This window comes from Adhaeribacter pallidiroseus (assembly GCF_003340495.1).
GTDB lineage: Bacteria > Bacteroidota > Bacteroidia > Cytophagales > Hymenobacteraceae > Adhaeribacter > Adhaeribacter pallidiroseus.
Genome location: NZ_QASA01000001.1, coordinates 5,121,076 through 5,145,046, shown reverse-complemented (window position 1 = coordinate 5,145,046; position 23,971 = coordinate 5,121,076). Strand labels below are relative to the sequence as shown.

Sequence of the window (23,971 nt, the reverse complement as noted above, 5' to 3'; positions counted from 1 at the left end):
CTCATAAAAATTCCTGCCGGCCAGGGGCCGGAGTAAAGTCCCAGACTTTACCTTATCTGTAGGCACAGGTTTAAAAACTTGCGCCAGTAAACAGATAAAAATTTAAAAATGATGAAGCTTTCAGTAGCCAGGTAACAAAAAGCCTGAGCCCGATGCACAAATTAACGTTAAACTGGTCCGTTGTTCAGCGCTCTTTGGTAAATGGCTACTGGTAAAAGGGAAAGCCGCCTCTCCTTTCCTGTTTTAAGGGAAGGTGCCCGAAGGGCGGAAGGATAAAACAAATATTTCAACCAATTAATCTGAACTAAATTTCAAACCTTAACCTGAGCTAACCGATGTTTCAAAACTATTTTAAAACTGCCTGGCGCCACCTGCTGCGGAACAAAGGATACAGCGCCTTAAATATTTTGGGGTTGGGTACCGGTATGGCCGTAGCCTTGTTGATTGGTTTATGGGTGCACCACGAATACTCCTACGATAAATTTTTGCCGGATTACGAGCGCTTGTACCAGGTGCGGCGCAACTTTAACAGCAACGGCGACATTCTTAATTTCCCGACTACCTCGCTGGCCCTGGCCGATGCCTTGCGCAACGAAATACCCGAAATAGAATACGTAGCCGAAACCGACTGGATGAATGCGCATGGCCTGAAAGTAGATGATAAAAAGATTTACCTGGAGGGCGGGCAGGTGAATGGCGATTTTTTAAAAATGTTCCGGTATCCGCTGGTAAAAGGTACCGCTGAAACCGTTTTACAAGATCCTTATTCCATAGTGCTTACCGAGTCAACGGCCCAGGCTTTATTCGGGAACGAAGACCCATTAAATCAATTTGTGCGGTTCGATAATAAAAATGATTTAAAAGTTACCGGTATTTTAAAAGATTTACCGGCTAACTCTACTTTTAAATTTAAATACCTGGTGCCTTTCAGCTATTTCGAAGCCACCGAAGGTTATGTAAAGCAACAGCGCCAGAGCGGCTTCTCCGAAAACTCGTACCAGATTTTTACCAAATTAAAGCCCGGAACCACTTATGCTCAGGTGGCACCTAAAATAAAGAACATCCAGAAACGGCAGAAAGACAGCTTTAACGCCCAACATTCGGAAGTAATCATGCAGCCGATGCAAAACTGGCACTTGTATTCCGAATACGTGAATGGTAAAGACACCGGCGGCTTTATCGAATACGTCCGGATGTTTGGTGTTATCGGGGTATTAATATTATTAATTGCCTGTATCAACTTTATTAATTTAACCACGGCCCGGTCCGAGAAAAGAGCCCGGGAGGTGGGCGTACGAAAAGCGATTGGTTCGCAGCGAAAAGATTTAGTAATTCAGTTTTTAGCGGAGTCGTTGGTGTTTGCTTTGCTGGCTTTTGTTTGTGCGCTCATTATGGTGCAACTGGCCTTACCGGCCTTTAATACCCTGATAGGGAGTATTATTAAATTACCGGTGTTTGATTTAACTTTTTGGCTGATTACTCTGGGCAGCGTGTTACTGGTAGCTCTTTTGGCCGGTAGCCGGCCGGCGTTTTACTTTTCGTCGTTTAACCCGGTAAAAGTTTTAAAAGGCTCGCTGCACGTGGGCAAAGCGGCCGCGTTGCCCCGCAAAATATTGGTGGTATTGCAATTTAGCTGTTCTATTGCTTTAATTATCAGTACCATTATCATATACCGGCAAATTCAATACGCTAAAGATCGGCCCACGGGCTACGATTTAACCCGGCTGCTGGTAACCGAAATTAATAACGATTTAATTAAAAATTATACCGTACTGAAAAATGAATTGCAACAACAGGGCATTGTGGCCAGCATGACGCAGGCTTCCAGCCCGGCTACCGGTATTTACTGGCACGGCGACATTGACCGCTGGCCCGGTAAACACGCGGGCGAGTCGGTAGAAATGGGCTTTATTAGGGTAGCCGATGATTATTTTAAAACACTGGGCATTACCATCCCGCAAGGCCGGGATTTTACCGGTATTTCGGATACGATAAGCGTTATCTTTAACCAGGCGGCTATTAAACGGATGCGTATTAAGGAGCCCGTTAATCAAACCATTACCTTTAATGGCCAGCCAATGAGAATAGTAGGTGTAGCCAAAGATGCTTTAATGACCTCGCCGTTTGCCGCCGCCGAGCCTACTATGTTTATGTATAGCCCTTATCCGCAAACGTTTATTACCTACCGCTTAGCCCCCAACATCAAAACCCAGAACGCTATCGCCCGACTTAGCACAATTTTTAATAAGTACAGCCCGGCTTTCCCTTTCAGTTACCAGTTTGCCGACCAATCCTACGCCGAAAAGTTTAACCTGGAAGTGCTCATCGGGAAGTTGGCCGGAATTTTTGCCAGCCTTGCTATCTTTATTTCGTGCTTAGGTTTATTTGGGCTGGCTGCCTTTATGGCCGAGCAACGTACCAAAGAAATTGGTATCCGCAAGGTATTGGGTGCTTCGGTGCAGCAAGTTTGGCTCTTGCTTTCGAAAGATTTTATGCTGTTGGTTTTAATAAGCTGCATTATTGCCTCGCCGGTAGCCCTTTACTTTTTGCAAAACTGGCTGCAAAAATATACTTACCGCATTAGCATTGGTCCCGAAGTATTTATGCTGGCGGCGGTGCTGGCTTTAGTAATTACCATTCTCACCATTAGTTTTCAGGCGATAAAAGCCGCAATGGCCAACCCGGTAAAGAGTTTAAGAACCGAGTAGATTTAAATTTAAATTCCAGGGAAAATGCGCCATCCAAAAAACAGGAAACTCCGGTTAGCGGATCTACTAGCAGATAAATCTTTTATAGATTGGGTTCACCAGGTGGATGGGGAAGCCCGAGTTAAATGGGCCGCCTATTGGCAACAGAACCCGCACCAGCAAGCTTTGGTTGCAGATGCCGCGCTTATTGTCCGGGGAATTCCGTTTGCCCCTAATCGCCTGCCCCCGCAAGTGGTAGAACAACAATGGCAGCAATTACGGCCGCGTTTGCAAACTCCGGTACCCACCAGACAGGCAAAACAAGCATCCTCATTTTTAAATGATTATCAGTATGCTGCGCTTACCTTTTTTAGTATTTTAGTAGGAGCAATGGGTTATTGGTATTTTAAAACGAAGTAAATTTTAAAAAATCATCATTCAACGGGTGCTTCTTATTGTTTTCAGGGCTGGGTTCCTGAGTTTTCCAATGCTGCTGCTAATGTTATCACCTTAAATTTAAAAATAACCAATTATGAAAAATGCCAGTTTATTTTTTGCCTGTATTTTAATGCTTTCGTTTTTGCAGGTTACTGCTCTACCTGGGGCGTCTGCTAAGCCTGTCTTTCGCCTGATGGACGAAGAAAACCGACCGGTGGGGTCTTTCTCCGGGGTGGCGGCGGCCGTTCCGTTTAACGTGTATGTTACCATTGGCGCGAAAGAAAGCCTGCGTTTAGAAGGCGACCGTGACCTATTGGATAAAATTGAGACTCCCGTAAAAAATGGTATTTTACATTTAAAAATGCAGAAAGGGAGCGAAAAGTGGTTTGGGAGTTCTAAAAAAGTAACGATTTATATTACGGCGCCCAGCCTGAACAATTTATCGGTGAGTGGTGCTGGCAATATGGAAGTAAAAGGAACTGTTAAAGGCGATCGGGTTACTACTGCGGTTAGCGGTTCTGGCCGGCTGACGGCAGTAGTAACTGCTTCCAGCCTGTCGTCTTCTATTAGTGGTTCCGGCGGAATGGCGTTAGAAGGAAAAACGAACGATGCCAAGATTGAAATAAGTGGCTCGGGCCAGTTCGACGGCGAAGATTTAAATTCCCGTGCGGCTGAAATTTCGGTGAGTGGCTCCGGTAAAGCATCCATCCGGGCCGAAGAAACCTTAAATGCCGTGTTAAGCGGTTCCGGCAAAGTTACTTATTCCGGTAATGCTCAAGTAAACGTAGTGAAAAGTGGCTCTGGCAGCGTTACTAAAATTTAAGGCAGTAAATAGAAGTTATCACAAGGCAATACGGCCCGGGAAAGGTTTACCAGCTTTTCCGGGTCGTAATCTTGGGTACATTGGCTGGTAACCAAGGCTGGCCACATTTCTACAGCAAACAGGGTCATATCTGAACCGAACGCCCATGCTGTTCCGCTGCTCGCTTTCGGTTTATGCCCGATAATGGGCATGTAATTTTTAATTTCGCCGTTTGCAAATAATTCTTAATTTTAGCGGTATGAGAATGACCGTAATGCTCTAAAATCCTTTCCTGGCTTAGTTCTTAAGCCAGGCGCGGTAGGCATACACCGCGCAGCCAATCCTTTATTTTAAATTTTTAGTGCACAAAAAGGTCATTGGGCCGGCGGGTTATTTGTAATCTGGCGTGCACGGGGGCGGGATTTTAAATTTTAAAAATCATGTCAGATTTATTGCTTGAAAATGAAATAGCGCATTTTATTCATAAAGGGTATGTGCGCCTGAATAACGCTTTTTCCAGGGAGCTTGCCGATGCGGCCGTAGATATTTTGTGGAATGATCTTCCTGGTAATAGAACAAATCCCTCGACCTGGACGGAGCCCGTTATCCGTTTAGGAATGTACGCGCAAGACTCTTTTGTTGCGTCTGTAAACACAGCCAGGCTGCACCGGGCTTTTGATCAACTGGTTGGGAAGAACAAATGGATTCCTTGCCGGAGTGTAGGCACATTTCCAATCCGGTTTCCATCTAATCAGGAACCCAATGACACGGGCAAACACGTAGATGCCAGCTTTCCGGGGGATAACCCCGGCAACTTTCTGGAATGGCGGATTAATGTAAAATCGAAAGGCCGGGCCTTGTTGCTGTTAATTTTGTATTCGGATGTAAGCGAAAAAGATGCGCCAACTGTTATCTGGGAGAGGTCTCATCTCGACGTGGCCAAACTGTTATCTAAAGAAGGGGAGCGGGGTTTTTCATTTATGGAGCTGGCAGATAAGCTACACGAACTGCCCCCGCGAAAGAAAGTTTATGCCACTGGTGAGGCGGGAACAGTTTACTTATGCCATCCTTTTCTGGTGCATGCTGCCCAACCGCACCGCGGAAGTACGCCTAAATTTATGGCCCAACCGCCTTTGCTGTTACGAGAAGAGTTATGCCTTGCAAATTCGGATACGGGGTATACTCCCCTGGAACAGGCCATTCGTTTCGGGATAGCTTAGGCAGCAGGCTATTTACTAAAAAAAGAGGTTGCTTTTAGCAACCTCTTTTTTTTTATTGGGCACTAACTTTACATCGGGTAATGGAAGAGTAGGCACTTGCTTTTTGCTTAAGTTCAGGCCAGTTCTGTTACCAGCAGAATAAGTTTTTTAAAAAATACGGCTGGGCTACCCGCAACCTTAAAAAGAAAAAAGAGTTTAGCTTAAACTTAACCAAAACAAAATACCGGTAGCCGTTAAAACATGCGGCCCGGCTGGCAAACTAATCTTACCTTTGTCGCTTTCCCGTACTCCATCAGCATGACCCATCAGAGATATTTTACGCTTATCCTTATCCTGGGAACCCTTACGGCTTTAGGCCCTTTTTCCATCGATATGTATTTGCCCGGTTTCCCGGCCATTGCCAAAGATTTGCGCACCACTATCGGCGAAGTTTCGCTTTCGTTATCCAGCTTTTTTATTGGCATTTCGGCGGGGCAGTTGTTGTACGGACCCTTGCTCGACCGCTTCGGGCGCAAGAAACCACTGTACGTGGGCCTGGTAGTATACCTGCTTTCGTCGGTGGCCTGTACTTTTGCCACTACCATCGAGGCGCTGGTGTTGTTGCGCTTTGTGCAGGCCATTGGCAGTTGCGCCGCCGCGGTAGCCTCCGTGGCCATGGTCCGCGATTTGTTTCCGGTGCAGGATAGCGCCAAAGTGTTTTCGTTGCTGATGCTGGTAGTGGGCGTTTCGCCGATGGTAGCGCCTACCGTGGGCGGCTACGTGACGACGGATTTTGGCTGGCAAGTTGTTTTTTTAATTTTAGCCGGCATGGCCGCGGTTATTATACTGGCTGTGTATTTTGGTTTGCCCGAAAGCAGCCCACCCGACAAAAATTATTCGCTTAAGCCCAAGCCCATTCTTACTAATTTTTACCATGTATTGCGGGTACCGCAGTTTTATACCTATGCGTTTACCGGAGCAGTTTCTTTTTCCGGTTTGCTGGCCTACGTATCCGGTTCGCCGCTGTTATTCATGGAGCTGTTTAAAGTAAGTGAAAAGCAATACGGCTGGATTTTCGCTTTTCTTTCGATTGGTTTAATCGGGGCGAGCCAGGTAAACAGCGTTTTATTAAGAAAATACCGCAGCGAACAAATTATTATTACGGCCCTTATTTGCCAAACGATTACGGCGCTTTTATTAGTAACCGGAACGGCCCTCGGCTGGTTAGGTTTAGCTACAACTATCGGATTTATATTTGTTTATTTGTGCTGCCTCGGCTTTACTTTTCCCAATGCCTCGGCTTTATCTATGAGCCCATTTTCTAAAAATGCGGGCAGCGCTTCGGCTTTAATGGGCGCCGCCCAGATGGGTTTTGGGGCTTTAGCTACGGTATTGTTAAGTTTATGTAAACCACAATCGGCCATCCCCATGGCCGCCATTATGGCGGGCTCTACCTTGCTGGCGTTACTCATTCTGGTAACCGGGCGTAAAGCCATTCCCGTTACTCCAGATCGGCCGCCCGTAGAAGTACCTGCCGGTATGTTGCATTAAAAATCAGGGGTAATAACAGCTAAAGTACAAGCACTGGTTTTATCTCTGCTGCTTAGTTTGTACCCTGGTAAGTTCTGGTAAAGCTATTCGGTAAAAAACTGAAATTGGGGGCTCTTACTCCGTTTATACTGCTATATTGGTAGGCTAAACGAATGTTATTACATTTAGCTGCAAGTTAGCGGTAATAAACTAGAATGAAAGAAATATATTTCCACCCAAGAGTCATTGTGACTACAATGCTTTGTTTTATTTCTGCCATTAATTATTCTGAAATAGATATAATAAATAGCTTTATTAATTCTGGTAAAACCCACTTATTCTTTATACCCTTAATAATGGGTTCCTTATTTTTTTTAGCACTAATAATTCCAAATCTCGATTTACTAATTAAGGATAAGGAAAATGAAGACATTTACCTCCATATTTTGTTTTGGATGTTTATTAGTTCTATATCATCAGTTGTAATTGGGCTTCTAGTATTTTTAAGTTACTTTTTTTTACCGCTACTTTTCTTTGTTGGCTTTTTCTCTGCTGTACTATTCGGGGCAATTGTTTATAATTTCTTAAACAGGAAAACGGATTATGTACTAATAGGATTAAGTGGAATTATGCCTTTAATAATACTATTAATACTATATGTAACTTTTAATCGGTTCTTACATTTTGAAATACTACTTCTACCTCTTGCAGTTTGGCAAGCGTTTGTAGGATATGTTATTAGTTCAAAACTAAGAAAAGATTACAGCCGCTAACTATACCTATACGGCAGCTATGCCGTCGTTTAGCCACGTAAGTTGTGGTGCAGTGAAATAATTAGAATGATTCAGAAAATAATCAGTAGCCGTAGTTTCTTTACTTTAATTGGTATAATGGTTATTGCTATATCCTCATACTTTTTATTTAAATCTGGTTACCATATTCTGTTTTATAATCAAACTTGGGGACTGGCCAATAATACGTTCAGTCATCCTAGACCATTCTTAGAAGTAGTTACTGTATTTGCCTTCTGGCTGCTCCTAATTATGGGTGGAGTTGGTATAATTACAGGCAAAAGAAGAGGATTATTTTTTGGTCTCTTGGCGACAGGTGCAGCGTTAATTCTTTCCTTGAGTTATTTATTTGTTGTTGTGGGTAAAGTAAGAACTTACTCCAGAAGCATTATGATAAACAATACAGAGAGAGAAATGACTAATCAAGAGGTGTGGAACTACATTTATGCTGATTTATTCTTCTTTATCTGTTTGACCTTAATGGTAATAGCAACAATTGTAATAATTGTAAAAAGAAGAAAATACCTAGAAGCTACTAAGCAGAACACCGTACCACAACAAAACCTATAGTGCATAAACGCCTCATATACGAGATCGTTACCTGCAAGGTATAGTATGAAAAATAGCTTCGGAAAGATCTTTTCAATTTTGACATGCATGCTTCTGTTAAGTGCGGCGACAGAAAGCTTTGCTTGCACTTGCGTTGGTAAGGACAAACTGTCAATGGAAAAGGGATACTCTTCTGTTGACGCAGTTGTGAAAGGAACAGCCATAAGTGTTTCCGACTACAATTACTATGACACGGCAGGACTTTCACTGACTGGCTTAAAGTTCGACCCGAAAGTGTACAGCTACATGATTAGAAAGTATAAAGCCTATAGAATAGCTGTTACCAAGAAGTTCAAGCCAGAATTATTACTTCCCGATACAATAACTGTTATTACTGGACAAGGGGGAGGCGATTGCGGATTTGAATTTGAGATTGGGAAAGAATATATCGTCTATGGTGATAAATGGACAGAAAGAGAAATTGAAGTATCAAAAAGAAAGAGACGTACAAAAATAAAATTAAAAGAAGTTGCTCGTGAAAATGTATTGCGCACAGACATTTGCAGTTTGACTCAAGAAGTAAATGTAACAGAGCTTAAGAAATTAGAAAGTATAAAATAAAAAAGCCCAGTAGGTAACCTTGTGTAAACGGCAGCGTCGGTAGGCGGCCTTCGCCGTCGTTTATATTAGACATTGGCGGTAATTATGAAGACATTCATATATTTTTCAATTCTTATCAGTATATCTAGTTGTGCTGGTTTAAATGGCTTTAAGTATAACCAACATATGTGGTATCATAATAGCCTAAGTAAGGCTGAGAAGGACAGTATTTATGAATATGGGAAAATTATTAAAGAATGGCAGGGAACTAACAATTTAGGCGATTATACAAAAGGAAAAATTTTAATAAGGAAACTTGACGTAGCAAATAAGTTTGATTTCGTAGAAATTGGTTCTTGGGAAGAAAGGCATTCAGCTTCAGCAGCAAAAGGATGGAAGGCCACTATAAAAGATTTAATTACATACGATGAATTTGGAAATATTAATAGCCGAAAACTTTACCTAAATGAAGGAAGCATCCCTGCCTCAGATGGATTGCTTTTTGAGGAATGGAAATCTTCTAACACAGATAGCTTAAGGCAAGAAATAATTAATTATCATGAAAATGGGCAAATAAGTAGCAAGCAACATGTTACTATAAAAATCCTAAAAACTACGGAAGTGATTATTCTAAGGAAAAGTATCTAACTAAAATAGAAGTATTTGATGAAAATGGCAATCCTTTACCTCCATCATCTTATCAGAGGTATGGCTGGTATTTGCCAAAAACAATAATGAAAAAAGAATAACTTGGGCTAACAAAACCTGCACGGCAGCTTAGCCGCCGCATAGCCAGGAACGTGATCTGCCATTTCTACAAATCAAACCAACTATTAAACCCACTGGTTAGGCTATGATTTTACCCAAGGAAAGAGCCCCCGGTTTATAACCATTAGGCGAAGAGGAACTTTGACTGATGCCAACCACCAATTACTGGCTTTATGGGCGGCTAATTGTGCCGAACACGTACTTCCCCTGTTTGAGCAAGCCAACCTGACTGATGAACGGCCCAGCCAAGCCATAGAATTAACCCGGGCCTGGGCAAAAGGAGAGATCCCCATGAAACAAGCCCACCAAGCTGCTTTTGTTACAAATGCAGCCGCTAAAGAAATGCCCGCGGCGGCCAAGTTTGCCGCATTAGCCGCCGGGCAAGCGGTGGCGGTGGCTCACGTAGCGGCCCATGAGTTGGGAGCAGCGGCTTACGCCATTAGAGCAGTAAGGGAGTCGGTGGAAGAAAGCGAGCGGGAGGAGATGGGCCGAAAAGAATGCCAATGGCAGCGCAACCAGTTGCCGGATGCTATCCGGGAACTGGTTCTGGATGATCAAAAATTAAGAAATTACCTTTGTTGGTTTGTATTTGATTGTTAGCAGGGCTTTACAAGCTAATGTTAAAAAGGGGTAAGCAGATTTATTAACGAAAAGCTTATTGTTACTGCCAAACTTTAGAATAGCTGACAATATGGTATTTTTAAATTTACTTGAACGCCAAGCCCGAAGCATTTGATCGTAAAGGGGGTAAAAACTAAACGCGTGCCTGATAGTATCCAAATTCTTATTTTGGTTACAAATACCCGCAAATAGCCTACCCGTAACACTTACCTACTGTTGACCTTTGTTTTCGTCATTTAAAAGCAAAACAGATGAAACAGCATTTATTACCGGCGCCAATAAACGTACTGGTTTTATAATTGCCAGCAACTATTGCAAAACGGGTATTATGTGTATATCGGAAGCCGTGGCAAAGTTGCAGGCCGAAGGTTTAAATACCGTGGAAGTTATCCGATAGATGTTAGCAGCCCTGTATCAGTAAACGCAGCTCGCGTAAAAATTGGTAACCAACCACCTCTTGGTAAAGTTTACAAAGTTTGCCTGGGAGTTACTCTACAACAACCCCCGCTTTTTGCCAAATGACAAAATTTTTAAAAATAATGCTGCTTAACTCGTAAGAATGAAAGAATTATTGACTTATATCTTGCAGTTTGGCAATTTAAACCCGGCGCAAATCGCCTTAGTATCGAGCAAGGCTACGGAGTTACACCTGCCAAAAGAAGAATATTATTTACAAGCCGGCCAGGTGGCCCGGCAGTTTGGGTTTTTGGTAGAAGGCATTATGCGGGTTTGTTATTACAACCACAAAGGCGAAGAAATTACCAAGTATTTTATCGACGAAAATAACATTGTGGTGGATTTGGCCAGTTTCGATAATAACCTGCCGTCTACGGCTTATGTGCAAGCCGTAACCGATTGCCGGCTGATTGTTTTTGCGAAACCCGATTGGCAGGATTTGCTAAATATTATTATTGGTTGGGACGCGATTGTGCATAAAATTACTTCCAAAGCCTTGCTCTTAAAAATAGAACGGATTAGCCCCTTAGTGGCCGAAGACGCCACGACCCGTTACCTGCAGTTCATGGAAAAATACCCCATCCTGGTTAACCGGATTCCGCTCGTTTACTTAGCTTCTTATTTAGGCATCACCCAGTCTTCGCTTAGCCGGATTAGAAAAAACATTCGGTAAACTCTTATTTGCCAATTGGCAAAAAAGATCTTCTTTCTTTAAAGCACCTTTGTACTGTTCATTAAAAAAAGAGAAACATGCAAACTGTATTAATTACCGGTGCCAACCGAAGTATTGGCCTGGAAACCGTTAAACAACTTTCTAAAAAAGGCTTATTCGTTTATTTAGGCAGCCGCGATCTAAATAAAGGCCAAGCCATTGTAAAAGAATTAAGCCAAAATGGTTTTCAGAACATCCGAGCCGTTGAATTAGATGTTACCGAGCCCGATACTATTTTGGCGGCCAAAAACACGATAGAAAACGAACAAGGCAAGTTGGATATCCTGATCAACAATGCCGGCATTAGCCGCGGCTTTCCGGAAAGCGCCCTGGATACTCCCACGGACGAAATCCGGCAGGTATTTGAAACCAATTATTTTGGTGCCATTAACGTTACCCAAATTTTTCTGGAATTGCTTAAAAAATCCGAGAGCCCCCGGATCAGCAATATCACCTCCGGACTAGGTTCTTTAAATTTACACAGCGACCCGAATTGGAAGTACTATAATGTAAAACTGGCCAGCTACGTACCGTCTAAAGCGGCTTTAAATGCCTTTACTATTTTGTTGGCGTACGAACTAAAAGATTTGCCCTTTAAAGTAAATGCAATTGACCCCGGCTACACGGCCACCGATTTCAACCATTTTAGCGGCCCCGGAACCGTGGAAAGTGCTGCCGCTTTTATCATAAAGCATACCCTGACCGACGAGAACGCACCCACCGGAAAATTCTTCAGCAACGACATAGAAGACGGAACCGAAGTAAGTCCCTGGTAAAAAAAGCACGAAACAAGATATTGCTATAAGGTGAGGGGAAACTTAAGGTGCCGCATTTTATTACTAATTGGGAGGCGGTGCCAAGCTAAACAGAAGTACAGCTATCCTCCGCCTGGTAGCAATATCCTGCTCGGGTGCAAGCATGCTCTAAATTTAAAATTTTGCTTAATTCCGGTATGCCCGTACTACAATGCCGCATCGTAAATTTGAAAATGCTACCTTACAGCCTCAGCGAACCGCAATAATTCTGGCATAAATCTAATTTTGAGAAGCGGCAATCATGAATAGCAACGATACCAAACGACTTTCGCGACTGACCGCTATATTAACCCAACTACAAACCAAACGACTTTTAACGGCACCGGAATTAGCTAGCCGGTTTTCGGTAAGTATCCGGACTATTTACCGCGACATCAGAGCTTTAGAACAAGCCGGCGTACCTGTTTTAACCGAAGACGGAAAAGGCTATACTTTAATGGAAGGTTACCGGATTCCGCCTATCATGTTCACGGAAAACCAGGCCAATGCTTTGATTCTGGCGGAGCAGTTAGTTTTAAAAAACAAAGACGCTTCTTTGGTAAAGGATTTTTCCGAAGCAATTAACAAAATAAAAGCGGTACTGGGGCACACGGTAAAAGATAAAGCCAACTTACTCGCCGACCGGACCCGGTTCGATGAAAATATGAACCGGGAAAGAAACAGCACTTATTTATTATTTATCGGATTTGCAATTTGCGCTGACCAACTTTTACGTCGCCAAAATGGAATACACCAACGAAGCGCAGAAATCGTCGAGCCGGTCAATTGAAGCTTTTGCTTTATTAAGCACCCAGGAAAATTGGTTATTAGTGGCCTGGTGCCGGTTACGCCAGGCGTTTCGTTACTTCCGGTTAGACCGGATTAATAAACTGGAAATTCTCGCCGAAAAGTTTACGCCGCACCAAATGACCTTGCAAGAATATTTCGACCGTTATCATTAATTTCTTTTCCCACCCCTGACATAAGGCTGTCATTCGCCCAGTTTAGATTTGTATTATCAATAAATTTAAAAAATTAACCGGATGATTAGTCTATATAGCCAATTTAAATTGGATGAGCGTGATGCTCGCCTTTGTCGTGTATTTCGTACTCGGAGCCTTATGGTTTACCTTATTTTTTAAAAAACAATACAAAATTTCTTTAGGTAAGGCCAACGAAACGTTACCCAACAAACCCCTGTTTATAGTTGGGCCGGCGCTTTGTTCTTTCGTGATTACCGTGGCGAGTGCCCTATTAATTTATGCGCTGCACTTTCAATCTTTTAATCAAGCTTTAGGGTTTTCAGTGCTGGTTGGGGTAGGTTTTTTGTTTGCCAGTACCGTTAATATTGCCATTAACCCTAATATTCCGCGTCCCATTCTTTACGGCATTATCAGCGGCACCTACCATGTAGTAGGCATTTTTCTGGTAAGTATTATTTTAGTAGCCCCGCAATAGAACCTCTGGATGGATAAGGAAATAGAAACTTTTTGCCCAACCAGTCGGCCCGAATGGCGGCAATGGTTAACCGAAAATCATCGAGCTAAGCAATCGGTTTGGCTTATTTATTATAGCAAGCAATCGGATATCCCTACCGTAACTTACCAGGAAGCGGTGAACGAAGCCCTGTGTTTTGGCTGGATCGACAGTACCAAAAAATCTTTGGGTAACGGCACAGCTATGCAGTTTTTCTGTAAACGCAAACCAAATAGCGTCTGGTCCAAAATAAACAAAGGCAAAATACAACGCCTGATAAGCGAAGGCTTGCTAATGCCGGCCGGTTACCAGAGCATGCGCACAGCCGAGCAAAACGGTTTCTGGACTATTCTGGACGAGGTAGAAGAATTAACAATACCTCCGGACCTGGAAGAGGCCTTTGCCATGCAACCAGGGGCGCAGGATTATTTTTTAAATTTAAGTAAGTCCGTTAAGAAAAGCATATTGCAATGGCTCGTGCTGGCCAAACGACCAGACACCCGGCAAAAACGCATCGCGGAAATAGCCGAACTAGCGGGTCAGCAATTAAAACCCAAACAGTTCAGATAACTTAAAAAACCAGTTGTTTCGGTGGTTTTGTTCTAATCTTGGTAAAAGTAAATCAAACGTAAAATAGCGATAGCGTATGATCAATAGTTATGTGCCAGGCTGAGAATAGCTCGTTATTAAATTTTGCAAAGTTGTATATTGGGTAAAAGAACCATAAATGCCTAATTTATATCACGACAAGTTGTATCGGCTAATCAAGATAACAATATTGGTCAGCAATCTCTTCTAATGCTTCTAGCAATTATTTCTTTTTGAAAACTATTAGGCAATAAAGTAATTAGTTATCTTTGTAACTAAGATATTTAGCTGCAAAGATAAAATGGAAACGGATGCCGTAAGAAAACTGAGCCAACAATACGCCTATACGTCTATTCAGATGCACGAAGCCGTGGCCCGCAGGGCGGGGCTTTCCGGAACCGACCATAAATACCTGGGATTCTTCCTGCAAAAAGGCCAAATGACGGCTGGGGAGCTGGCCCAATTATCCGGCCTAACAACGGGAGCCGTTACCGGCTTAATAGACCGGTTCGAAAAGAAAAATCTGGTAAAAAGGCAATTTGCGGAAAACGATCGCCGCAAAGTAATTATTGAGCCAAACACCGAAAATATCATGGTGCTGCTGGAACCACTTTATCAGGAGTTTCGGAGCAAGTCGGTAGCATTGCTGGAGTCTTTTTCCAGTGAAGAAACCAAGATCTTGGAAATCTACTTTTCCAAAGCTATTGCAATAATGCAGGAAGCAACCGCTACACTCAACCACCAGCAAGCGTAAAATTTAAAAAAATGGGTTCTTACGTATTGGGTTTTCCGGAAATTTATAAAACAAAGTTAGCCATAGTAGGAGGGAAAGGCGCTAACCTGGGGGAACTTACCAGGATAGAAGAAATTCAGGTGCCGGCGGGTTTTTGTATCTCTACGGAAGCTTTTAAACGGATTCTCCAGGAAACGCCGTTCGTGGAGGAATTATTAAAATCTTTATCGTTGCTGCGGGTAGAAGATCGGGCTACAATTGTGGCATTAAGCGCGGAAATTCGCCAAGCCATTGAAGAAACAATTATTCCGCAGGATATTCAGGAAGAGATTACCCATCACCTGGCAAGGCTTGGAGCAGATAATGCTTATGCCGTTCGGTCCAGCGCCACCGCCGAGGATTTACCCATTGCTTCGTTTGCCGGCCAGCAGGATACGTACTTAAATAGCATCGGGAAAGAAGAAATTTTTAAAAATATTTGCCGGTGCTGGGCCTCGCTTTTTACCGAACGGGCCATTATTTACCGTTTGCAAAATAATTTCGATCATTGTAAAGTTTACCTGGCGGTGGTGGTGCAGCAAATGGTTTTTTCGCAGGCCGCCGGTGTTTTGTTTACCGCCGACCCCATTACGGCTAACCGGAAAGTGCTATCCATTGATGCCAGCTTCGGATTGGGAGAGGCCGTCGTTTCCGGATTGGTAAACGCCGATAATTATAAAGTGCGTAAGGGCCAGATTATCGATAAGAAAATATCCGCCAAGAAGCGGGCTATTTTGGCGGTAAAAAACGGTGGTACAAAAGAACAGGCCATAGAGCCGGAGCAGCAGAATACGCCAACCCTAACCGATGAACAAATTCTGCAATTAGAGCGCCTGGGCCGAAAAATCGAAGCTTATTTTAATTGCCCCCAGGACATAGAATGGTGTTTGGTAGATGATACTTTTTATGTGGTCCAGAGCCGGCCAATTACGACGCTGTACCCAATCCCGGAAGCGCAGGATGCGGAAAATCACGTGTATGTATCGGTTGGCCATCAGCAAATGATGACCGACCCCATGAAGCCCTTGGGTTTGTCTTTGTGGCAGCTAACCGCTGGCCGCCCCATGTATCAAGCGGGCGGCAGGTTGTTCGTGGATGTTGCCCCGGACCTGGCTTCTCCAGCCAAAAGAGCGTTTCTGGTAAATGTGCTGGGCAAATCCGATCCGCTCATAAAGAGTGCCTTAACGACCATCCTGGAGCGAAAAGATTTTATTTCGTCGTTGCCAGACAATGAGATTGAGCCGGGTTCCGGTAGCCCAAAAGGTATGTCGCCGGCAGCGTTTCAGGTGCAGCTTCAAAACGATCCATCGATTATTACGGAATTAATTAAAGACAGCCAAACCTTATTGGAAACGTTAAAGCACGATATCCAGGCGAAATCAGGAGTGGAGTTAATAGACTTTATCCTGGAAGACAGACTAAAGCTACAGCAGCGTTTATCTTATCCGAAAAGTTTTGGGGCCATTATGACGGGCATGAATGCTTTAACTTGGCTTAATGAAAAAATGATGGAGTGGTTGGGAGAGAAAAATGTAGCCGACACGCTCTCGCAGTCGGCACCCAACAATATCACTTCGGAAATGGGATTAGCGCTCTTGGATGTGGCCGATGTGATTCGTCCTTACCCGGAAGTAGTGGCGTATTTAAAACAGGTAAAAGAGGAAGATTTTTTAAAAAACTTGATCCAGTTTAACGGGGGGCAAGAAGCGCGGGATGCTATTTTAACTTATCTGGATAAATACGGTATGCGCTGCCCGGGAGAAATTGATATCACAAGAACTCGTTGGAGCGAAAAGCCGATTGCGTTAGTACCCTTAATCCTCAATAATATTAAAAACATGGAGCCCGGAGCTGGTAGCCGGAAGTTTGCGCAGGGGCAACAAGAAGCTTTAAAAAAGAACAAGAGTTATTAGCTCGGTTGCAGCAGTTGCCGGATGGTGCGCAAAAAGTAGAAGAAACCAAACACCAAATCAGCCTGCTGCGGAACTTCATCGGTTACCGGGAGTATCCCAAGTACAGCATCGTTAATCGTTACTATGTTTATAAACAGGCGTTGCTGAAAGAGGCCGAACGACTGGTGCAAGCAGGCGTTATTTTTAAAAAAGAGGCTATCTACTACCTTACTTTTGATGAATTACGCGAAGTCGTCCGCACAAATCAATTGGACTATCACATTATCAACCAGCGGAAAGCCGAGTACAAAGTATATGAAAAGTTCACACCCCCGCGAGTAATTACGTCGGATGGAGAAGTAATTGTAGGTAAGTACACAAGAGAACATCTGCCGGACGCAGCAATAGTGGGTTTACCTGTTTCTGCCGGCGTAGCCGAAGGCCGGGCCCGGGTTATCTTAAACCTGGAACAGGCAGATCTAACAGAAGGAGATATTTTGGTTACCACTTTTACTGACCCCAGCTGGACTCCTCTGTTCGTATCCATTAAAGGCCTGGTGACCGAAGTGGGAGGACTGATGACCCACGGTGCCGTTATCGCCCGGGAGTATGGCTTACCCGCCGTGGTGGGTGTAGCAAATGCCACCAAAGTAATAAAAGACGGGCAACAAATTCGCGTACACGGAACGGAAGGCTATGTCGAAATTTTGTAATGAAATTTTTAAAATTTTATTTGTGTTTACGTGATTTTGATAGGAGCTTAAGCAATTAGTGCTTAAAGGCGCTGCCTGCTGCCTAGGGTTAGCCAAAATCTGAAAACCTTAAGAATAATCTTTCTAAAGCGATAAAGAAGTTTATTGCCTTTATCGGCAGTTCTGTGGAGCCGGTTCCCGTCTCCAAGTATTGGTGCTATTTAACTAGGTTGCTTCAGGTTTGCCTCGTGGCCGGCGGGCCCCGTTTGGCTCTTCCGCACTGGCTAGACTCTCTTTCCTCGCTCCGCGTCGGAATACTGCTGTGCAGTACCGGAACCCTAGCAGGTGCTCCACAGCCAAACTGATGCCAGCTGCTATTAGCTGCGGCTTTCTGCTTGCTGCATAGTGTCTATGATATGTACCAAAGTCACGAATCTATAAATTTAACCCCTAGCAATCGTCCGTTTTTTACTAACAATTTCTAAAAAAACTTAAAAAAAATTATGTAGTTAAATAACTACGCGTATATTTGTAGTCAAATAACTACACAATGAATTTAAGAAGAGATGTTTTCCAGGCCATAGCGGACCCAACCCGACGGGCGATTCTGTTATTGGTGGCCACTCAATCCATGACCGCGGGGGCCATAGCGGCTAACTTTGATACCGCCCGGCCAACGGTATCCAAGCACTTGCAAATCCTCACGGAATGCGAACTGTTAAAACAAGAGCAAAATGGCCGGGAAGTGCACTACCACCTAAACGCCAAAAAAATGAAAGAAATAGCCGACTTTATCGAACCCTTCCGCCAAATGTGGGACGACCGGTTTAATAAACTGGAGGCCATTATGAAACAATACAAACCAGATAAATAAAACCGTATGGAGCGAAAAACAAAAATTAAGGCCGAAGAAGCCAAACAGGAAATTGTAATTACCCGGGAGTTTGACTTGCCCTTAAACTTACTCTTTAAAGCCTACGCCGAACCCGATTTGGTGGAGCAATGGATGGGAACAAAGGTGCTGAAACTGGAAAATAAAAAACACGGCAGCTGGCAGTTCGAGACCACCGATCCCAAAGGAAACAAACACGGTTTTAATGGGGTGATTCACGAGTTTGTGCTGGACCAGAAAATTACCCGGACCTTTGAAATGGAGAATACGCCCTTTCCGGTGCAACTGGAATTTTTAGAATTTAAAAAACTAACCGATGCTACCAGCCAACTAACCATGCATATCGTGTACAAATCAGTGGCGCACCGCGACCAGATGCTGGCTTTGCCTTTTGCGCAAGGCATCAATATGGCGCATAACCGATTACAAGAAGTGGTAAACCAATTAAAAATTTCTGTTTATGACCAAGCGAGATAAAATTATTTACTGGATTTCTACTATTTGGCTTGCCTTAGGCATGGCCTCCACCGGCATCGTTCAATTACTGAAAATGGACAAAGAGGTAGAAAACTTTTCGCATCTGGGCTATCCGGCTTATTTACTCACCATTATCGGCGTCTGGAAAATTCTGGCTGTTGTCGCGGTGCTTGTTCCTAAATTCTCCTTGCTCAAAGAATGGGCTTATGCTGGTTTTTTCTTTGCCATGTCGGGAGCCGTAATGTCGCATATCGCAGCGGGTAATCCTATCCAGGAAATATTCCCGCCGTTGCTTCTTCTGGTTCTAACGGTAATATCGTGGTATTTCCGACCGGCCGATAGAAAAATCGTTTCCGTTAATCCCCTGCATAAACCTGTTTAACAGCTAAAATTTAAAAAAATGGACACTAATTTTAACTATGAAAAAGAGTTGCTCCCGGAACAACAAGCAGAACTTCTGAACATTTTAAAAACCCGGTTTGAGAAAAACAAGGGCCGTCACCAAGGTATAGAATGGGGGAAAGTACAGGCAAAGCTGGAAGCTAATCCGGAAAAATGGTGGTCGTTGCACGAAATGGAAAAGACGGGCGGCGAACCGGATGTGGTGGGTTACGATGAAAAAACCGGGGAATACATTTTTTATGATTGTTCTGCCGAAAGCCCAAAGGGCCGCCGTAGTGTTTGCTACGATCACGAAGCCCTCGAAGCAAGAAAAGCCCATAAACCAGAAAATAGCGCTACCGAGATGGCCGCAGAAATGGGCATTGCGCTTTTATCGGAAGAGCAATACCGGGAACTGCAGCTATTGGGTAATTTCGATACCAAAACGTCGAGTTGGGTAAAAACACCGGCGGCTATTCGCAAACTAGGCGGCGCTCTTTTTTGTGATCGGCGGTACAACCAAGTTTTTACCTACCATAATGGGGCAGATTCTTACTACGGGGCCCGGGCGTTTCGCGGTTCGTTAAAGGTTTGAATTGCGCCGGCCCCGCTAACTTAAATCAACAAATTAAACCGTACTACCCATGACCGCAACAAATCCGAAGGTTGACTTTTATTTTTTAAAAAACACCCGGTGGCAGCCAGAATTAGCGCAACTACGAACAATTATGCTGAACGGTGGGCTAACCGAAGAATTGAAATGGGGTGTTCCGTGTTACTTGTTTGAGAGCAAAAACCTGGTTTTAATTCATGTATTTAAAGCGTACTGTGCGGTATTATTTTTTAAAGGAGCTTTGTTGCAGGATACAGCGGGTGTTCTTGTTCAGCAAACGGAAAACGTGCAAGCCGCCCGCCAGCTTCGGTTCACGCAGGTTCAGGAAATCAAGGCCCTGGAACCAATCCTGAAAGCGTATATCTACGAAGCCATAGAAGTGGAAAAACTTAATTTGAAAGTAGATTTAAAAAAGACCGCAGCATTCGCAAGGCCAATAGAATTTGAAAAAAAACTAGCGGAAACTCCTGCCCTAAAAACGGCTTTCGAGGCTTTAACGCCCGGACGGCAAAGAGCTTACTTACTTTATTTTGCAGCCCCCAAACAAGCAAAAACACGCCTGGCCCGGGTTGAAAAATGCAGTCCGCAGATTCTGCAGGGGAAAGGGTTGAACGATGAATAATTTATGGAGCAAATAAGTGAAAAATTTAAAAATAGCTTATTTGGTGTTTTAACCCTGCTAGCAACATGGCTTTGCTGGAATAATGAATAGCGTAATTTTCTAGTATTCTGGTTCTATGTCGATTAAATATATTCCATTAAAAGAAACCGTTCAAAATATAAAAGCACATGCACTTGCCTATTATAACCTATTGTAGCAATTAGCTACAATAGGCCTTGCTGAGTTATAAGGAGAAAAGATTTTCCTTACAGCTCTATGGATCTTTTGTGAAGCTTTTTCAAGCCTCCAGGCATTAGCGCTGTATAACTTGCTAGCTTTATGATTGCCTCGTGACCGGCGGGCCCCGTTAACCCCTCCGCCTACGGCAAGCTAAAAACAGGAAAGGAGAAAATAGGAGACGCAGTGCCGGAAATGGCCCGGGTGGCCACGGTAGCGGATGTGGCTACCCAACTGACCGGCCAGGATTGAAACCGCTTTATTATGGCTAGAATTTCGGGCTGGGCGGCTTCTTATTTCGATAAGGGCCAAGCAATCTGGGCTACGACGAATCAGGAAGAAACGCTTTTTGCGGCCTGGAAAGCCGATGCCGAAGTAGACCGTACCCCCAACTTAAAAAGTCCTACCCTCATAAAGTAGTAGAAGATCCCAGGTATTGCGATTACTGTAATCCGTAGTAGTTCATAAAAAGCAGAGCTGTACAACCTCTGGAATCTTATTCCGGGATACCCAAAAGTTTATACGCTGGATGCCAAGAACCAGGGGCTTCATTAAACTACGTTCTGGCAAATAGACCCAGAACTAAGAGCAATATTCCACTAATAGAACCGGCTATAACGCTTAAGGTTGGCAAACAGGGAGCTCTGTATACGGGATAAAAAAATAAATTTTAAAAAACAGTTAAAGCCTATCTGTGCGGGGTTAGGTAAAACTTGTTCTAAAAACGAACGAAACCTGTATCAAAACCGGACATTTTTAAGCATTGTTCTCTTGGTTTTATGTTGTAAATGCTTGATTTTTAAATTTATAGCAGTCTGGCATTTTTATTCCTTGTGTTGGGGTAGGTAGGGTTAACCGGGGGCGCCAATTAATTGGAGGGCTCCCGGGCTTTTACTGTCTTATCTAAGTTTCTGCTTTATACCTCTGCGGCCATGTTTCGAAATTATTTTATAATAGCATTACGCAATTTGCGGCGGCACAAGGCTTTCTCGGCCATTAATATATCGGGCTTAGCGCTGGGTATGGCCACTTGTTTATTGATTTTGTTGTTTGTGCAGCACGAATACAGCTACGACCGTTTTAATACCAAAGCTAACCGCATCGTGCGCGTAATTTTCCGGGGTTCTATCCAGGGGGATAACATGGAAGAAGCGCACGTAATGCCGCCCGTAGCGCAAACCCTGCTGGCCGATTACCCCGAAGTGCAGGAAGCTACCCGCCTGCGGCAATACGGTTCGCCGCGCATCGTGTACGGCAATAAATCTTTCCGCGAAAACGCTTTTGCCTTCGTGGATGCCAATTTTTTTCAGGTATTTACCTTGCCTTTCGTACAGGGCGACCCCAAAACCGCCTTAATCCAGCCCAACAGCATTGTCATCTCGCAGGAAGTAGCCCGCAAGTTTTTTGGCACCGCCGACCCCATGGGCAAAGTACTTTTTTTTAAAGATTTTAACGCTTCGCTTAAAGTAACCGGGGTAATTGCAAAAATGCCCGCTAATGCGCATTTTCATTTTGATGTTTTTGCCTCCATGGCCAGTTTCCCGGATGCGAAATCGCCTTCCTGGATGATATCGGAATTTTATACCTACCTGGTACTGCCCCAAGGTTACAGCTACAAACAACTGGAAGCTAAACTGCCCCAGGTAGTCGAAAAATACATGGGGCCACAGCTGTTGCAAGCCATGGGTACGAGTCTGGCCCAGTTCCGGCAAAATGGCAACGATTTAGGTTTGTTTCTGCAACCGCTCACCAGCATTCACCTGAACTCCCACTTAAAAGGCGAGTTGGGTAACAACAGCAGCATGCAGTACATCTATATTTTTGCGGCAGTGGCGGTGATTATGCTACTTATTGCGGCCATTAATTTCATGAATCTTTCTACGGCCAGTGCTTCTAAACGGGCGAAAGAAGTAGGCATTCGTAAAGTATTGGGTTCCGTAAAAAAAGAACTCATCACCCAATTTCTCACCGAATCTGTTTTACTCACCAGTATGGGGCTGGCATTGGCAGTAGGTTTAGTTTATCTGGCTTTGCCGCTTTTTAATAGTTTGGCCGGAATCAATTTATCCCTGAATTTTATTTCTAATGCCTGGCTACTCCCCAGCATCTTGTTTTTTGGTTTATTCGTGGGTGTTTTAGCGGGCAGTTATCCGGCGTTTTTCTTGTCATCGTTTCGGCCAGTGGCGGTATTAAAAGGCCGTTTTACGGCGGGTAAAGAAAGCTTGAGTTTGCGCAGTGGCTTAGTCGTTTTTCAATTTTTTATTTCTATTGCTTTAATGATTGGTACCACCGTGGTGTACCGGCAGTTGCGCTATATTCAGAGCAAAGAATTAGGCTACAACCGCAACCAGGTATTGTTACTGCCGGAATATGCCTTAGGTAAAAAAGCCACCTTTTTCCGGCAGCAACTCGAGCAAGATGCCCGGGTAGTCAGCGTGAGTTCATCTGGTTACCTGCCGGCTGGCCCGAGTAATAACAACAACTACATGGTTTACCCCGACAATAAAACCGCCCAGTTGGTAAAAACGCTGCGCTACGAGGTAGATGACCAATACATTCCTACGCTGGGCATGAAGCTCGTGGCCGGCCGTAATTTTTCTTCGACCAGGGCTACCGATTCCACGGGCATTATCTTAAACGAAAAAGCGGCCAGTGCCTTTGGCTGGGGTAAAAAAGCTTTAGGCCATACGCTCACGTACACCAATAACGAAGGCGTGAAAACCACTTATCGGGTAATCGGGGTAATCAAAGATTTTCATTTTAAATCGTTTCACGAGCCTATTTCGCCGCTGGTCATGACTTTGGGCCAGAATGGCGGTACTTTAATAGTTAAAACAAAAACCCCCGATATGACCGGTTTAATAGCCACCGCCCGGAAACAATGGAACGCGCTAAACGCCGAAGAACCTTTTGATTATGCTTTCCTGGACGAGCGTTTTAACCAAACGTACCAGGCCGAACAAAAGATTGGTAAAATCTTGGGCGTTTTTGCCGGGCTTACCATTTTAGTGGCTTGTTTAGGCTTGTTTGGCCTAGCTACATTTACCGCCGAGCAGCGCACCAAAGAAATCGGCATCCGCAAAGTATTAGGGGCGTCGGTTCCCAACATTGTGGCCTTACTTTCCCGTGATTTTTTAAAATTAGTACTGCTGGCTAATGTTATTGCCTGGCCGCTGGCTGGTTATGCCATGCACCAATGGCTCCAGGATTTTGCTTACCGCGTGGATTTAGGCTGGTGGGTATTTGCCCTGGCGGGAGTAGCGGCCTTGGTAGTAGCTTTGTTCACCGTGAGTTTTCAGGCTATTAAAGCGGCACTAGCCAATCCGGTAAAGAGTTTACAGAGTGAATGATCCTATATGGCTAGCGGTATTGAAGCACCAGAATAATAATCTATGGCAATCAT

Annotated in this window: 28 protein-coding genes; 27 read left to right on the top strand and 1 reads right to left on the bottom strand. The window is 44.0% G+C overall.

Annotation, left to right across the window (positions count from 1 at the left end; all coding sequences use genetic code 11):
* The first annotated feature begins 335 nt into the window (after nucleotides 1-335).
* The 3 genes from AHMF7616_RS20485 (at nucleotide 336) to AHMF7616_RS20475 (ending at nucleotide 3,948) form a co-directional block, all read left to right on the top strand.
* Nucleotides 336-2,708 carry an ABC transporter permease gene (locus tag AHMF7616_RS20485; RefSeq protein WP_115374581.1) on the top strand — a complete coding sequence of 791 codons (2,373 nt, stop codon included), beginning with the start codon at nucleotides 336-338 and terminating at the stop codon, nucleotides 2,706-2,708.
* A gap of 24 nt (nucleotides 2,709-2,732) precedes the next feature.
* A complete protein-coding gene (locus AHMF7616_RS20480; protein ID WP_115374580.1) occupies nucleotides 2,733-3,107 on the top strand; it encodes a hypothetical protein in 375 nt (124 codons plus the stop codon).
* Nucleotides 3,108-3,219: 112 nt separating this feature from the next.
* Nucleotides 3,220-3,948: a head GIN domain-containing protein gene (locus tag AHMF7616_RS20475; protein ID WP_115374579.1), complete on the top strand. Its 729-nt coding sequence runs from the start codon at nucleotides 3,220-3,222 to the stop codon at nucleotides 3,946-3,948.
* Here AHMF7616_RS20475 and AHMF7616_RS20470 read toward each other — a convergent pair.
* A complete protein-coding gene (locus tag AHMF7616_RS20470; RefSeq protein ID WP_115374578.1) occupies nucleotides 3,945-4,139 on the bottom strand; it encodes a hypothetical protein in 195 nt (64 codons plus the stop codon). The two genes, AHMF7616_RS20475 and AHMF7616_RS20470, sit on opposite strands and share 4 nt — an antisense overlap.
* A gap of 228 nt (nucleotides 4,140-4,367) precedes the next feature.
* On the opposite strand from AHMF7616_RS20470, the gene AHMF7616_RS20465 reads away from it, so the two are divergent.
* The 24 genes from AHMF7616_RS20465 (at nucleotide 4,368) to AHMF7616_RS20365 (ending at nucleotide 23,918) form a co-directional block, all read left to right on the top strand.
* Nucleotides 4,368-5,147: a phytanoyl-CoA dioxygenase family protein gene (locus AHMF7616_RS20465; protein ID WP_115374577.1), complete on the top strand. Its 780-nt coding sequence runs from the start codon at nucleotides 4,368-4,370 to the stop codon at nucleotides 5,145-5,147.
* A 240-nt stretch (nucleotides 5,148-5,387) separates the two neighbouring features.
* Nucleotides 5,388-6,677, top strand: coding sequence for a multidrug effflux MFS transporter (locus AHMF7616_RS20460; protein ID WP_317047622.1), 1,290 nt, complete (start codon nucleotides 5,388-5,390; stop codon nucleotides 6,675-6,677).
* 194 nt (nucleotides 6,678-6,871) lie between these two features.
* Complete coding sequence (locus AHMF7616_RS20455) at nucleotides 6,872-7,429, top strand: hypothetical protein (protein WP_115374575.1); 558 nt, start codon at nucleotides 6,872-6,874, stop codon at nucleotides 7,427-7,429.
* 66 nt (nucleotides 7,430-7,495) lie between these two features.
* Nucleotides 7,496-8,017 (top strand): hypothetical protein, encoded by a 522-nt coding sequence (locus AHMF7616_RS20450; RefSeq protein WP_147275741.1) that lies wholly within the window; start codon nucleotides 7,496-7,498, stop codon nucleotides 8,015-8,017.
* 45 nt (nucleotides 8,018-8,062) lie between these two features.
* Nucleotides 8,063-8,617 (top strand): hypothetical protein, encoded by a 555-nt coding sequence (locus tag AHMF7616_RS20445; RefSeq protein WP_147275740.1) that lies wholly within the window; start codon nucleotides 8,063-8,065, stop codon nucleotides 8,615-8,617.
* An 84-nt stretch (nucleotides 8,618-8,701) separates the two neighbouring features.
* Nucleotides 8,702-9,244: a hypothetical protein gene (locus AHMF7616_RS20440; protein ID WP_147275739.1), complete on the top strand. Its 543-nt coding sequence runs from the start codon at nucleotides 8,702-8,704 to the stop codon at nucleotides 9,242-9,244.
* A gap of 261 nt (nucleotides 9,245-9,505) precedes the next feature.
* Nucleotides 9,506-9,964, top strand: coding sequence for a putative immunity protein (locus AHMF7616_RS20435; RefSeq protein WP_233507676.1), 459 nt, complete (start codon nucleotides 9,506-9,508; stop codon nucleotides 9,962-9,964).
* Between the two features lie 244 nt (nucleotides 9,965-10,208).
* Nucleotides 10,209-10,382, top strand: coding sequence for a Rossmann-fold NAD(P)-binding domain-containing protein (locus AHMF7616_RS26510; protein WP_158546217.1), 174 nt, complete (start codon nucleotides 10,209-10,211; stop codon nucleotides 10,380-10,382).
* Between the two features lie 162 nt (nucleotides 10,383-10,544).
* On the top strand, nucleotides 10,545-11,114 hold the full coding sequence (locus AHMF7616_RS20430; RefSeq protein ID WP_115374570.1) for a Crp/Fnr family transcriptional regulator: 570 nt from the start codon (nucleotides 10,545-10,547) through the stop codon (nucleotides 11,112-11,114).
* 77 nt (nucleotides 11,115-11,191) lie between these two features.
* On the top strand, nucleotides 11,192-11,929 hold the full coding sequence (locus tag AHMF7616_RS20425) for an SDR family NAD(P)-dependent oxidoreductase (RefSeq protein WP_115374569.1): 738 nt from the start codon (nucleotides 11,192-11,194) through the stop codon (nucleotides 11,927-11,929).
* Nucleotides 11,930-12,209: 280 nt separating this feature from the next.
* On the top strand, nucleotides 12,210-12,737 hold the full coding sequence (locus AHMF7616_RS20420) for a helix-turn-helix transcriptional regulator (protein WP_317047621.1): 528 nt from the start codon (nucleotides 12,210-12,212) through the stop codon (nucleotides 12,735-12,737).
* Nucleotides 12,691-12,909 carry a helix-turn-helix transcriptional regulator gene (locus tag AHMF7616_RS27800; protein ID WP_317047620.1) on the top strand — a complete coding sequence of 73 codons (219 nt, stop codon included), beginning with the start codon at nucleotides 12,691-12,693 and terminating at the stop codon, nucleotides 12,907-12,909. The genes AHMF7616_RS20420 and AHMF7616_RS27800 overlap by 47 nt, the downstream gene beginning before the upstream one ends.
* A 121-nt stretch (nucleotides 12,910-13,030) precedes the next feature.
* Nucleotides 13,031-13,405, top strand: coding sequence for a DUF1761 domain-containing protein (locus tag AHMF7616_RS20415; protein ID WP_233507780.1), 375 nt, complete (start codon nucleotides 13,031-13,033; stop codon nucleotides 13,403-13,405).
* A gap of 9 nt (nucleotides 13,406-13,414) precedes the next feature.
* Complete coding sequence (locus AHMF7616_RS20410) at nucleotides 13,415-13,993, top strand: YdeI/OmpD-associated family protein (RefSeq protein ID WP_115374567.1); 579 nt, start codon at nucleotides 13,415-13,417, stop codon at nucleotides 13,991-13,993.
* A 319-nt stretch (nucleotides 13,994-14,312) separates the two neighbouring features.
* Entirely contained in the window at nucleotides 14,313-14,765 is a 453-nt protein-coding gene (locus AHMF7616_RS20405) for a MarR family transcriptional regulator (protein WP_115374566.1), read from the top strand.
* Nucleotides 14,766-14,776: 11 nt separating this feature from the next.
* A complete protein-coding gene (ppsA, locus tag AHMF7616_RS20400) occupies nucleotides 14,777-16,696 on the top strand; it encodes a phosphoenolpyruvate synthase (RefSeq protein ID WP_233507674.1) in 1,920 nt (639 codons plus the stop codon).
* 5 nt (nucleotides 16,697-16,701) lie between these two features.
* Nucleotides 16,702-17,388, top strand: a complete 687-nt coding sequence (locus AHMF7616_RS27270) for a PEP-utilizing enzyme (protein WP_233507672.1) — start codon at nucleotides 16,702-16,704, stop codon at nucleotides 17,386-17,388.
* Between the two features lie 529 nt (nucleotides 17,389-17,917).
* Nucleotides 17,918-18,241 carry an ArsR/SmtB family transcription factor gene (locus AHMF7616_RS20395; protein ID WP_115374565.1) on the top strand — a complete coding sequence of 108 codons (324 nt, stop codon included), beginning with the start codon at nucleotides 17,918-17,920 and terminating at the stop codon, nucleotides 18,239-18,241.
* A 6-nt stretch (nucleotides 18,242-18,247) separates the two neighbouring features.
* Nucleotides 18,248-18,736: an SRPBCC domain-containing protein gene (locus tag AHMF7616_RS20390; RefSeq protein ID WP_115374564.1), complete on the top strand. Its 489-nt coding sequence runs from the start codon at nucleotides 18,248-18,250 to the stop codon at nucleotides 18,734-18,736.
* Complete coding sequence (locus tag AHMF7616_RS20385) at nucleotides 18,720-19,118, top strand: DoxX family protein (RefSeq protein WP_115374563.1); 399 nt, start codon at nucleotides 18,720-18,722, stop codon at nucleotides 19,116-19,118. Before AHMF7616_RS20390 ends, AHMF7616_RS20385 begins: the two co-directional genes overlap by 17 nt.
* 18 nt (nucleotides 19,119-19,136) lie before the next feature.
* Complete coding sequence (locus AHMF7616_RS20380; RefSeq protein WP_115374562.1) at nucleotides 19,137-19,712, top strand: DUF4256 domain-containing protein; 576 nt, start codon at nucleotides 19,137-19,139, stop codon at nucleotides 19,710-19,712.
* A 49-nt stretch (nucleotides 19,713-19,761) separates the two neighbouring features.
* Nucleotides 19,762-20,352: a YdeI/OmpD-associated family protein gene (locus tag AHMF7616_RS20375; protein WP_115374561.1), complete on the top strand. Its 591-nt coding sequence runs from the start codon at nucleotides 19,762-19,764 to the stop codon at nucleotides 20,350-20,352.
* A 480-nt stretch (nucleotides 20,353-20,832) separates the two neighbouring features.
* Entirely contained in the window at nucleotides 20,833-20,988 is a 156-nt protein-coding gene (locus AHMF7616_RS20370) for a putative inorganic carbon transporter subunit DabA (RefSeq protein ID WP_115374560.1), read from the top strand.
* A gap of 512 nt (nucleotides 20,989-21,500) precedes the next feature.
* Nucleotides 21,501-23,918: an ABC transporter permease gene (locus AHMF7616_RS20365; RefSeq protein ID WP_115375705.1), complete on the top strand. Its 2,418-nt coding sequence runs from the start codon at nucleotides 21,501-21,503 to the stop codon at nucleotides 23,916-23,918.
* Nucleotides 23,919-23,971: the final 53 nt, after the last annotated feature.